This window comes from Peribacillus sp. P4_C12 (assembly GCF_056402095.1).
This window is the reverse complement of sequence record NZ_JBFUIB010000089.1, coordinates 1-12434: the sequence shown is the minus strand read 5'-3', so window position 1 is coordinate 12434 and position 12434 is coordinate 1. Positions and strand designations below refer to the sequence as shown.

General features: G+C 39.9%; 9 protein-coding genes and 1 pseudogene. 7 read left to right on the top strand and 3 right to left on the bottom strand.

Annotated features, from left to right (window positions below):
• The coding region (locus AC1DUW_RS13575; protein WP_477642736.1) for a PDZ domain-containing protein at window positions 1-438 on the top strand (438 nt) is incomplete at its 5' end.
• A 270-nt stretch (window positions 439-708) separates the two neighbouring features.
• On the opposite strand, the gene AC1DUW_RS13570 is transcribed toward AC1DUW_RS13575, so the two are convergent.
• Window positions 709-1698, bottom strand: coding sequence for an ABC transporter substrate-binding protein (locus AC1DUW_RS13570; RefSeq protein ID WP_053348583.1), 990 nt, complete (start codon window positions 1696-1698; stop codon window positions 709-711).
• A 190-nt stretch (window positions 1699-1888) separates the two neighbouring features.
• Between AC1DUW_RS13570 and AC1DUW_RS13565 the strand changes: the two genes are divergently transcribed.
• The gene (locus tag AC1DUW_RS13565; protein WP_053348584.1) at window positions 1889-2893 is read left to right on the top strand and encodes a FecCD family ABC transporter permease; all 1005 of its coding nucleotides are present in this window, start codon (window positions 1889-1891) and stop codon (window positions 2891-2893) included.
• On the top strand, window positions 2890-3945 hold the full coding sequence (locus tag AC1DUW_RS13560; RefSeq protein WP_477642735.1) for a FecCD family ABC transporter permease: 1056 nt from the start codon (window positions 2890-2892) through the stop codon (window positions 3943-3945). Before AC1DUW_RS13565 ends, AC1DUW_RS13560 begins: the two co-directional genes overlap by 4 nt.
• Window positions 3946-4015: 70 nt before the next feature.
• Here the strand turns inward: AC1DUW_RS13560 and AC1DUW_RS13555 are convergent, their stop codons facing one another.
• The gene (locus AC1DUW_RS13555; protein WP_053348586.1) at window positions 4016-4549 is read right to left on the bottom strand and encodes a YceI family protein; all 534 of its coding nucleotides are present in this window, start codon (window positions 4547-4549) and stop codon (window positions 4016-4018) included.
• A gap of 208 nt (window positions 4550-4757) precedes the next feature.
• Window positions 4758-6950: an MMPL family transporter gene (locus tag AC1DUW_RS13550; protein WP_477642737.1), complete on the bottom strand. Its 2193-nt coding sequence runs from the start codon at window positions 6948-6950 to the stop codon at window positions 4758-4760.
• Between the two features lie 535 nt (window positions 6951-7485).
• Here AC1DUW_RS13550 and AC1DUW_RS13545 point away from each other — a divergent pair.
• From AC1DUW_RS13545 to AC1DUW_RS13530, 4 genes and pseudogenes are all read left to right on the top strand, one after another.
• Complete coding sequence (locus AC1DUW_RS13545) at window positions 7486-9063, top strand: catalase (protein ID WP_053348588.1); 1578 nt, start codon at window positions 7486-7488, stop codon at window positions 9061-9063.
• Window positions 9064-9254: 191 nt separating this feature from the next.
• On the top strand, window positions 9255-9485 hold the full coding sequence (locus tag AC1DUW_RS13540; RefSeq protein ID WP_053348589.1) for a CsbA family protein: 231 nt from the start codon (window positions 9255-9257) through the stop codon (window positions 9483-9485).
• Between the two features lie 214 nt (window positions 9486-9699).
• Window positions 9700-11685, top strand: a complete 1986-nt coding sequence (gene uvrB / locus AC1DUW_RS13535) for an excinuclease ABC subunit UvrB (protein ID WP_053348865.1) — start codon at window positions 9700-9702, stop codon at window positions 11683-11685.
• Window positions 11686-11691: 6 nt separating this feature from the next.
• Window positions 11692-12434: pseudogene (locus AC1DUW_RS13530) on the top strand (excinuclease ABC subunit UvrA); the annotation flags it as partial.

The window sequence follows — 12434 nt, the reverse complement described above, 5'->3', positions numbered from 1 at the left end:
GCTTTAGGGTTCGTGATTACTGCATTCGCGGTTATTAGTAACTGGTACCCGCTATTGGCCATCATAACAGCTGTTTTAGCTCTTCTAGGACGAGAGTTTCTGCATTATTCCCAAAAGGTTTCGGACGCAAAGCTACCTTTTTATTTTTCGAAAAGCAAGCTTGGTGTCCAGATCTTAGGCGTTATCCCTCAGTCCCCGGCGGATAAAATGGGGTTAGTTAAAGGCGAGATCATTTCGAAAATAAATGGTATCGTCGTCAGGGAAGAAGAAGAGTTATACAGGGCGCTGCAAATAAATCGGGCTCACTGTAAGCTTGAGGTAATCGGTAATAATGAACAAATTCGTTTTGTGCAAAGAGCCTTATTTGACGGCGAGCATTACGAATTAGGCATACTATTTGTTGACGATCAATTGAAAGAAAGTGGACAAGCAGGGTAAGTGAGATTTTTTCATAATCACTTGGAATGCCACGTTAATAATTTTTACGGGTCGTATTATTTTTGATGTTAATCGATATAGAGGAAAATAGTTGCCAAGAAGACTTCATCATAGACTAATAATAATTTCAATATATATTGAYTGGATCTTTGACCACAGCACTACCTTTATTTCGATGAAAGAGACAAAACTTCAATTGAAATGATTTGAAAAATAGAAACGGCCTTTCTCGATTTTTAAATCAAGAAAGGCCGTTTCTTTGTATGGGTTTTACTTTTTAAGCATTATTTTTTCTAGATCATCTAGCATTTTGTTAGCTGCAATAACACCGCCAGCTGTATTCCATGTTGCGTCGCTGACCTCATAGGCATTCCCTTTTTTCACTGCATCTAGGTTTTTCCAAAGAGGATCATTTGTCCATTCTTTTGCTGTACTTAGGGCTTGTTTGTCACCTTCAGGTGCGTATGTGAAGTAGAACAGAATATCTCCATCCATTTTAGGTATGACTTCTTTTCCTACCTCAATTGCAAGGTTACCAAGTTTGTTATCTGCAGTAAATAGTTCTTTCTGCTGCTCTGCACGTTTAAATCCTAATTGATCGAAAATTACTCCAGAGAATGAATCTGTGTAATAAATACGAGTTGTTCCAGCCATGAAACGAACAACAGAAACTTCTTGATTTACCTTATCACCAAGTTTAGCTTTTAAATCTTCAGTGTGGGCATCAAATTGAGCAATTACGTCGTTACCTTTTTCTTCAAGATTCAAAGCTTTTGCATATAATTTAAAGTTTTCTTTCCAATCTCCTCTAAGTGTTTCTGAAAAAACAGTAGGAGCAATTGCACTTAATTTATCATATACAGCTTCCTGGCGGATCTTGCTTCCGATAATTAAGTCAGGCTTTAATGCGGCAATTTTCTCTAAATTCACCTCATGCTCAACACCAACAACTTCAACGCCATCCATATCTTCTTTAATATGATCGTACCAAGGGTCTCCAAGCCAAGATTGAACAGCCCCAACTGGTTTGACTCCTAAAGCAAGTAATGCTTCTGTACCTTCATTTGTAAGAACTACCACTCTTTTAGGTTGTTTTTCTAATTTGGTTGTTCCCATTGCATGTTCAATTGTATAGCTTTTCTCTTCTTTTTTGTCATCAGCCTTATTTCCTTCTGCTTGGTCATTTGAACTTCCGCAAGCTGCTAGAAGGAAGACTGCAAATAAAGTAATAATAGTAAAAAGTGATCTAATCTTAAACATCTTATGTATCCCTCCCAATATAGAGCAAATGATAATCATTCGCACTTAACAGCATCATCATAAAATGAATATACTTTTCTGTCAATATTTAATTGAAAATGATTCTCAAATTCATTGACATATTCCCTTTACCGCCAGTACAATTAATTATCATAAGTATTTACAAAAGTGATTGGGAAGGTAATTGGATATGTTATTAAAAAATACATGGCAGAAATGGATGGGAATATTTATTACCATTATTTTGCTGCTTTTTTTACTGTGCTCAAGCATCGTATACGGTTATACGAATACAACTTGGCAAATGGCCATTGACGCATTTACACATTTCAATGGATCAAATGAACATATTGTTATTCAATCTGTAAGGTTTCCCCGCGCTCTTATCGCATCTGCAGTTGGTGCAAGTCTAGCAATCTCAGGTGTATTAATGCAAACTCTAACTAAGAACCCACTTGCTTCTCCTGATATATTTGGGGTCAATGCTGGGGCTGGCTTGGCGGTTGTTACTGGAGTCACCATATTTGGAATAAGCAATCTTCAAGTATTCACTTGGCTGTCTTTTATTGGAGCCGCTATAGCAGCGGTAAGTATATATATGATTGGTAGCATGGGCCGTGGTGGGTTAACACCGATGAAGCTGACATTGGCTGGTGCAGCAATGACAGCCATGGTATCTTCGCTAACACAAGGTCTTCTTGTCTCAAATGAGGCACTTTTAGAGCAAGTTTTATTTTGGCTTGCAGGGTCAGTTTCCGGTAGGAGTTTGGATAATTTAACTGCAGTGTTTCCGTACCTTGCAGTTGGATGGGTCCTAGCCTTAATCACATCTGGAAAAATGAATGTGTTATCTATGGGTGAAGATGTTGCAAAAGGTCTTGGCTTAAATATAGTTTTTCTTAAGATTGTGCTGGGACTGGTAGTTATCCTACTCGCAGGAGGATCAGTAGCGGTTGCTGGTCCAATTGGCTTTATTGGGATTGTTGTTCCCCACCTTACCCGTTTTATAGTAGGTATTGACCATCGCTGGTTAATTCCTTTTGCTGGACTTTTAGGGGCGGTGCTTTTGCTTACAGCTGATATCATATCTAGGTATATTTTGATGCCACAGGAAGTTCCAGTCGGAGTTATGACAGCTATTATCGGAACCCCATTCTTTATTTATATTGCCAGAAAGGGGTTCAGCGGTCGATGAAGTCATATAAGAACTTTCGTTTATTTAATGAAAGAATATCATTCCTAATGGACAAAAAAGCTATAATTGTTGTTTTTGTATTATTTTTGGTTACTGCGTTAGTGTTTGTGATCAGTACAGGGATAGGTGAAATGAATATTCACCCTTTGAGTGTCTTACAGGTCTTCCTTGGAGGAGGAACTGAGGGTGATCGCCTTGTGATTCAGTCTTTCCGTCTGCCGAGAATTATTGTAGCACTTTTGGTAGGGATGGGTCTTGCAGTAGCAGGGGGAATTCTTCAGGGTATGATTCGAAATCCACTTGCCTCGCCTGATATTTTAGGAATAACTGGAGGAGCAACTGTAGCTGTTGTTGGTTTCATGGCTATGTTTAGCGACAAAAATCATTCTTTAACAGTGAGTATTAATTGGATGCCGCTAGCTGCGTTTATTGGTGCCACAGTTGTTGCATTACTTGTTTATTTCTTAGCATGGAAAAATGGAGTTCCCCCAATAAGACTTGTATTGATTGGGATAGGAGTCATGGCTTTAATGAAAGCCCTCACTACTATGATGATGATTCTTGGTCCAATCTATCAAGCAAGCCAGGCAAACCTTTGGATTACAGGATCAGTGTCTAACTCTAGCTGGAAAAATATCGCCGTGCTTGCGCCATGGACCATCCTATTTCTTTTACTAGCCTTTCTTTATGCAAGAAATATTAATTTACAAGAGCTGGGTGATGACTTGGCAACCGGGCTTGGAGGGCAAGTTCAAAAACAGCGATTTACATTATTGATGATAAGCACAGCTTTGATAGGTGGTGCTACTGCTTTTGCAGGAGGTATTGGTTTCGTTGGATTAATGGCTCCTCATATGGCTAGAAGGCTGGTAGGATCAAGTTTTGGAGTGTTATTGCCCACTTCAGCCTTGCTCGGCGGTATCCTAGTTATGGTCGCGGATTTGATTGGGCGAACCTTATTTTCACCATTAGAAATACCTGCTGGTGTCTTTACAGCAAGCATTGGGGCGCCATACTTTATTTATTTACTTTATAAAACTAKGAACTCATAAGGCAGGATATTTATAATACTTGTTGAAAAATAAAGAAAGCAGTTATCCTAACGGATAGCTGCTTTTAATATTAGGCTTCTTTAGCTGCTTCGATTTCGATGGTAAGTGTGATTTGGTCGCCTATAAGAACGCCGCCTGTTTCTAATGCTGCATTATAGGTTAAACCATAATCGCTGCGTTTAACTTTACCTTTTCCGCTAAACCCTGCTTTTTCATTTCCCCATGGATCTTTTCCTTGACCTTCAAATGTAATAGCGAATGTTTCTTCATTAGTAAATCCATTAAGGGTTACATCACCTGTCACATCGTACTCATCATCACCTGTTTTCACAATTTTCGTTGACTTAAACGTTAAAGTCGGATTTTTTTCTACATCAAAAAAGTCAGCTGAGCGCAGGTGATTATCTCGGTCTGCATTGCGTGTATCGATACTTGCTACATCTACAGTAAAATCTATTTCAGCTGTTGTTAAATCAGATGGATTTGCAGAAATGTTTGCTTCGAATTTATTAAAACTCCCTTTTACTTTTGCGATCATCATATGTTTTACAGAAAATTCAATTGCACTGTGAGTCGGATCAATTGCCCATTTGGTATTTGTCATTGTTTTTTCCTCCTAGTATATTAATCTTGAATTTATATATCTTTAATTTGAGATATTTGAACTTGATGTAATTATAAGAGGTTAGCTTACTAGTGTCAACTGGAATTTTTCCTTAATTTTGAAAAACATACAAAAATCCCTGTGCCGATGTTACGAGGCACAGGTTATTTAATACTTTTTTCTTAAAAAATAAAACTAACTTTCTTTATTATTGGGCTCTTTCTTTTTCTTCGTGAATAGCGACTTTACTTGGCCAGAAGGCACTACGCCCAAGCAGTGCGGTAATCGCTGGAACAAGGAATGGACGAACGATGAACGTGTCCATTAACACACCGAGTGCGGTAATGAGTCCGAATTGAACCAGTACTTGAATTGGCAGTGTAGCAAGAACAGAAAAAGTGGCTGCTAAGATGATGCCGGCTGAGGTGATGACCCCACTTGTTTCGGCGACTCCTTCTCTGATTGCCTGTTTGATAGGCATTGTTTTTTTCTTGCGCCAAATACTCGAAACCATAAAGATATTGTAATCCTCCCCAAGGGCGACAAGGAATACGAATGAATACAGTGGAATTGTACCTTCAATTGCTTCCACTCCCATGAAATAGTGAAGGATTATCCAACCTAAGCCCATAGCGGCAAAGAAGGAGAGGATGACCGTTCCCATTAAATAAATCATAGCTGTCACAGAGCGCAAGTAAGCTAAAAGGAGCAAGGAAATCAAGACGATAATGATTGGGATAATCATAAATTCATCGGTCTTAGCCGTATCTCTTTTATCAAATTGAGTGGCTGTTTGCCCTCCAATCCATACTTTTTCATCAACAGCTGAGATATTGGCGGCTTTCAGTTCTTTTTCAGCTAGGCTGCGAATGTCAGGAATTGCATTTATGGCTTCAATATCGTACGGATTAATATTGAATGTGACTTCATATGACTGCAGATCCTTATTGGATTTACTGTTAATAGGATCTGTGACACTTTCAACCAGATTCATCTTTTTTAGTTCATCTGCCAAGTCGATGTCCTTACCATCAGTATCGACAACCACTGTAGCTGGTGCAAGTTCTCCGGGTGTGTATGAGTCAGAAATGACCTTATATCCTTCACGGGAGTTCATATCTTCAGGGAATGAAGATAGAATATCGTAGGAATATTTTATTTGAGATGAATAGCCCCCTAATACACTGAAGATAATCAGGCATGTAAGAATGACAGTCCATGGTTTGGTTGTTACGATATTCCCAATCCAATTTCCGATGCGACCTGCTTCTTTATGTTTCTTAACGGTTTTGCCTTTTTTCTTCGCACGTGATTCTTCCATTTCTGGTGTGCGTGGAACGATAGGGAAGAAAGAGGCCCGACCGAATACGGAAAGTAGTGCGGGTACGAGTGTTAAGGCTGCTAACATCATGATTAAAATGGATAAGCTGAATGGTACTGCGAAACGATGATAGGCTCCATATTTGGCTACAAGTAAAGTTAGTAGAGAGATTACAATCGTCAGTCCACTCATCGCAATGGCACCTGATGAATCCTTAAAGGCTGCAATCATGGCTTCTCGTTTACTTTCATGATGTCTTAATTCACTTCTGTAGTGGGAGATTAAAAATAGACAATAATCCGTTCCTGCACCGAATAATAATACGGTCATAATGGAAATAGCCTGTGAATCAACTGTAATCCAGTCGTGATCTGCCATAAATCCAAGGATTGGACTGGTGACAAGATAGGCGAAGCCGACTCCGATAAGTGGAATAATGGCTAAAAGTGGGGAGCGGTAAATGAGTAATAACACGACAAGTACAAGTATTACTGTAGCTAAAAGTAATTGGAAATCTGCACCTGAAAATAATCCAGTTGCATCGACAGAAATTCCAACAGGGCCTGTTACACGAAGTGATAACTTTTCTGCATTTGTCTGAACTTTGAACGGGTCAAGGCCAACGCGCTCTGTTACTATTCTATTAATAATTTTAAGGTTTTTTTCTAATACAGCGGTCTCAGTTTTCTCCTTAAAGAAGAGCGGTTGTACGAAAGTCGTGCCATCTTCTGAAACAGATCCCTGCAGCGCAGGCAATGGAATTTCATGAAGAGGAGGTAAAAATGATTGTTGTGTTAATGGATTCTCTGTCAATTCCTTGGAAAGGTATTGAACCTCGGCCAAGTCGGCTTCTGTCAGTCCACCTTCCCGATGCCATGTAAGTAAGGCGGGTATCCCTGAGGAATTCGGGAACTCTTTTTTAATGAGCTTATCAGCCACGACAGAAGCTGAGTCTGCAGGCAGGTCAGCGGTATTATTGGATGTGCGATCCTTAACATCCGGTAACGTTATTGTTAATATTGTAGCTGCAATTATCCAGACAGTGATGACGACCCAGCGGCTGACCTTACCTGTCATCATTCTGCTTAGTCTTCCTAATAATGTTTCATCCAATGAAGGCACCTCGCTTTTGAATTTTTTTATTCTATCCTTAATTATAATGGAGCTTTGATGACATATACAAAAATGGGTATGCCCGTCTTCTCACAAAAAATGCTTTGAATAGCTTTCCATTCAAAGCTTTTTCATGATTATAGAAATTTAAATCAAATTTAAGTGTTTTTTTAACCCAATATCCCCCAGTAGTTACTATCAGGTTTTCCTCTAGGTTTGATTGGGGATTGGAGAAAAATCCTAATTCTACTAAATGTAGCTACATGATTAAATAACCTCGAAATTTCACGTTTTGTATCGTGGTCTTTCAAGTTTGTTTGTTTTATGATTTCAGATTGTATAGCTTTAGCTAACTTTTTTTCATTAACATTGGTTACCAGGTTTAAACCGCAGAACTTGGTCTTACAATATCTTGAATAATGTTGAAGATAGACGAGTAAGATTTGGGAATTAGGGTAAGGTAAAATGTATTATGGTTTTAATTAGCAAAGGAGGAAATGTTTTGTCTGAAAAATCCAAAAGAACAAATGGTAACTCAGAAAAAACGTTAACAAACCGGCAAGGGCACCCCATCACGAATAATCAGAGTATCCGAACGGTCGGTAACAGAGGCCCAAGTACACTAGAGAACTACGACTTCCTGGAAAAGATTAGTCACTTTGATAGAGAACGGATTCCAGAGCGGGTCGTGCATGCCCGCGGTGCAGGCGCCCATGGCTATTTTGTTCCGACTGGTAAAGCAGGGGACGAGCCGATTTCAAAATATACGAGAGCTAAGGTATTTCAGGAGGAGGGTAAAAAAACACCGGTATTTGTCAGGTTTTCATCTGTAATTCATGGAGGGACTTCACCAGAAACGTTACGTGACCCTCGTGGATTTGCTGTTAAATTTTATACAGAAGATGGAAACTGGGATCTTGTCGGAAATAACCTGAAAATTTTCTTTATCCGTGATGCTATGAAATTTCCGGATTTGATTCACGCTTTTAAACCGGACCCGGTCACGAATATACAGGACGGGAGAAGAATTTTTGATTTTTGCTCAAGCTCTCCTGAAACATTTCATATGGTTACGTTTTTGTTTTCCCCTTGGGGCATTCCAGCTAACTACCGCATGATGCAGGGTTCTGGTGTTAATACCTATAAATGGGTGAATGAAGAGGGGAAAGCAGTCCTTGTTAAGTATCACTGGGAACCTAAACAAGGGATAAAGAACTTGACACAGAAAGAGGCTAATGAAATTCAGTCTACGAATTTCAATCATGCTACACAGGATTTATATGAATCAATCGAACGTGAGGAATATCCGGAATGGGATCTCAACGTACAGATTATGAGTGATGATGATCACCCTGAATTGGATTTCGACCCGCTAGATGATACAAAGATTTGGCCAAAAGATGAATTCCCATGGCTGCATGTTGGTACGATGGTATTGAATAAAAACCCGGAGGACTATTTCACTGAAGTGGAGCAGGCTGCATTCGGTACGGGCGTCCTAGTAGATGGACTAGATTTCTCGGATGACAAGATGTTACAAGGGCGTACGTTCTCTTATTCTGATACACAACGTCACCGTGTAGGAGCAAATTATCTTCAATTACCGATTAATGCACCGAAAAAACCAACAGCAACCAATCAAACTGGTGGACAAATGCAATATGAAGTTGGCAGAGGAGATCAAAGTCCTCATATCAACTACGAACCATCAACTGTAGGTGGTTTAAAAGAAGCCAAGCAAACTGGCAAAGAGTATACACCTTTTATAGAAGGAAAACTTGTTCGAGAAACAATAGATCGGCAAAGTAATACGAAACAGGCTGGTGAAACATTCCGTGAATTTGAAGATTGGGAAAGAGATGAATTAATCTCCAATCTTGTGTCAGCATTAGCTCCTGCAGATCCACGCATTCAGGAAAAAATGGTGGCTCTTGCAGAGGAGGCTGATGAAGAATACGGTCGCAGACTGAAAGAAGGTTTAGCTTCAGCTTCTGAACATACAGAGTCTTCAAAACCTATGGGAGGGACAGATAACCCAGAGGAAGGAGCTAGAAAAGGACATGACGCAGATCCGTATTAACAGGTGGAAAAGAGGCAAACTTCCTTCTTAGAAGGGGTTTGTCTCTTTGCTTAATAAGAATAAATTTGTAAACGTGGTGAAGCCAACCTTCCGAACAATTATTAAATATAGTAGGAAATAGATTGGCAAAAAACTTCATAATCATTTAAACTGAAACTATTCTATTTTTCTCTTATAAAGGAGATGAAAAAATGATTAAATTTCTTTCTGCCCTTTTCTTTCCTTGTCTACTTGTTATGCTATTTTCAAGGGTCACCTATAATAATATCGTGGGTCTTGTTTTAACAGTTGCGTTGATTACAGCTTCTGCATATAAAGGTTATACGCATACAAATTTATTAATCATCGTTGACGCACTGTCACTGACAGTGGGATTTTGGTTGTCAAAAAGAATGATGAAACGAACATCAAAGAGCGCCTGACATAAAGGTGCTTTTTTTGTACTTCTTCCTGTTATTACTCTCGACATCTAAAGATTATAAAAAACCAAAATAGAATAGATGTTCGCTTTTTTCTGGTTTGTTTTGAGGCTATTGTGGTAGAATGTGTATATATACTTTCAAAAACCGGAATAAATAGAAGGGATATAGTATATCCCGTTTTATATAAAAATATTTCAGTAGGAGGCTATGCTTGGTGAAGGATAAGTTTGAGTTAGTCTCAAAATACTCTCCTCAAGGAGATCAACCTGCGGCAATAGAAAAGCTTGTCGATGGTGTAAAAGAAGGAAAGAAAATGCAGACATTGTTGGGGGCAACGGGTACAGGGAAAACATTTACCGTTTCTAATGTCATTCAACAAATCAATAAACCGACGCTTGTCATTGCCCACAATAAAACGCTGGCAGGGCAGCTTTATAGTGAGTTCAAAGAGTTTTTTCCTAATAATGCTGTTGAATACTTTGTTAGCTATTACGATTACTACCAGCCAGAAGCCTATGTGCCTTCCACTGATACATTCATTGAAAAAGATGCAAGTATCAATGATGAGATTGATAAACTACGTCACTCGGCGTCATCCTCTTTGTTCGAACGAAAAGATGTGATCATCATTGCCAGTGTTTCTTGTATTTATGGATTGGGTTCTCCAGAAGAGTACCGGGAGATGGTGGTATCTCTCCGCACAGGCATGGAGATAGATAGAAATGCATTGTTGCACAGACTTGTGGATATTCAATATGAGCGGAATGATATTGCTTTTCAACGGGGGACTTTCCGGGTTCGCGGTGACGTGGTCGAAATTTTCCCGGCTTCCCGTGATGAACATTGTGTAAGGGTCGAGTTTTTCGGAGATGAGATTGATCGTATTCGTGAAGTCAATGCCCTAACCGGTGAGATTACTGGTGAACGGGAACATATCGCAATTTTTCCGGCATCCCATTTCGTAACTCGTGAAGAGAAAATGAAGATCGCCATTCAAAATATCGAAAAAGAGCTGGAAGTACGATTGAAGGAATTGCGGGAGGATGAAAAACTGCTTGAAGCCCAGCGCTTGGAGCAGCGGACCCGTTATGATTTAGAAATGATGCGGGAAATGGGTTTTTGTTCGGGTATCGAGAACTATTCACGCCATTTAACACTCCGTCCCTCAGGTGCAACACCATACACCTTGATGGATTACTTTCCAGAAGACTTTCTATTAGTTGTGGATGAATCACACGTAACCCTTTCACAAATCAGGGGCATGTTCAATGGAGATCAGGCTCGTAAGCAAGTGCTCGTTGATCATGGCTTCCGCCTGCCTTCTGCAAAAGATAACCGTCCACTCCGATTTGAGGAATTTGAAGAAAAGGTTCATCAATCTATATTCGTCTCGGCAACTCCGGGACCATTTGAACTCGAACACACACCGGAAATGGTTCAGCAGATAATCCGTCCTACTGGCTTGCTAGATCCTACGATTGAAGTACGACCAATTGAAGGCCAGATAGATGACCTAATAGGTGAAATACAGGAGCGGGTTAAAAAGAATGAACGGGTACTAATTACGACCTTAACGAAAAAGATGTCTGAAGACTTAACTGATTATTTAAAGGAAATTGGAATCAAAGTTCAATACCTGCATTCAGAGGTAAAAACATTAGATAGGATAGAAATCATCCGAGAATTACGAATGGGCAAATACGATGTGCTGGTTGGAATCAATCTTTTACGTGAAGGTTTGGATATTCCGGAAGTGTCGTTGGTTACGATTCTCGATGCTGATAAAGAAGGCTTCCTTCGCTCAGAGCGTTCACTCATCCAAACGATGGGCCGCGCTGCTCGTAATGCCAGCGGCCACGTTATTATGTATGCCGACCGTATTACGAATTCAATGGAACTTGCGATTAATGAAACGAAGCGACGCCGTGAAATTCAGGAAAGATACAATAAAGAGCATCAAATTACACCGCAAACCATTCAAAAGGACATTCGTGACTCCATCCGGGCTACTCATGTAGCCGAAGAAGGTGAAGAATATAAAGAAGACCTTGCTCCAAGCCTCGCGAAGTTGCCTAAAAAAGAGCGCGAAAAAGTGATGGTAAGCATGGAAAAAGAAATGAAGGAAGCAGCAAAAGCACTGGACTTCGAACGCGCTGCCGAGCTGCGTGACTTATTACTAGAGTTAAAAGCGGAAGGGTGACGAAACATGGCAATGGAGAAAATTGTGATAAAAGGCGCCAGAGCCAACAATTTAAAGAATATTGATGTCACGATACCTAGAGATAAACTCGTCGTGATAACAGGATTATCTGGATCTGGAAAGTCTTCCTTGGCTTTTGATACGATTTATGCAGAAGGTCAAAGACGTTATGTAGAATCACTGTCCGCTTATGCCCGTCAATTTTTAGGCCAAGTGGATAAACCGGATGTCGATGCGATTGAAGGATTGTCACCGGCAATTTCTATTGATCAGAAAACGACGAGCCGGAACCCTCGTTCAACTGTGGGGACTGTCACGGAGATTTATGATTATTTAAGATTGCTATATGCTCGAGTCGGCCGGCCAACCTGTCCGATCCATCAGATAGAAATTACCTCTCAAACGATTGAGCAAATGGTAGATCGCATCCTTGATTACCCTGAGCGAACTAAGCTTCAAGTATTGGCACCGATTGTTTCAGGTAGAAAAGGAACGCATGTAAAAGTTTTAGAAGAAGTAAAAAAACAAGGGTATGTCCGCGTTCGTGTGGATGGGGAGATGCATGATCTTAGTGAAGAAATTACTCTCGAAAAGAATAAAAAGCATTCTATAGAAGTCATTATAGACCGAATTGTTATTAAAGAGGGAGTCATGGCACGGCTTGCGGATTCATTAGAAAGTGCTTTGAAGCTTGGTGAAGGCAAAGTCATCATTGACGTTATGGGTGAAGAAGAACTACTGTTCAGCGA

What these genes read in the sequence shown, in the direction of transcription:
- AC1DUW_RS13570 (WP_053348583.1), bottom strand. Translation starts at nt 1,698, where the DNA reads ATGTTTAAGATTAGATCACTTTTTACTATTATTACTTTATTTGCAGTC.
- AC1DUW_RS13565 (WP_053348584.1), top strand. Translation starts at nt 1,889, where the DNA reads ATGTTATTAAAAAATACATGGCAGAAATGGATGGGAATATTTATTACC.
- AC1DUW_RS13555 (WP_053348586.1), bottom strand. Translation starts at nt 4,549, where the DNA reads ATGACAAATACCAAATGGGCAATTGATCCGACTCACAGTGCAATTGAA.
- AC1DUW_RS13550 (WP_477642737.1), bottom strand. Translation starts at nt 6,950, where the DNA reads ATGATGACAGGTAAGGTCAGCCGCTGGGTCGTCATCACTGTCTGGATA.
- AC1DUW_RS13540 (WP_053348589.1), top strand. Translation starts at nt 9,255, where the DNA reads ATGATTAAATTTCTTTCTGCCCTTTTCTTTCCTTGTCTACTTGTTATG.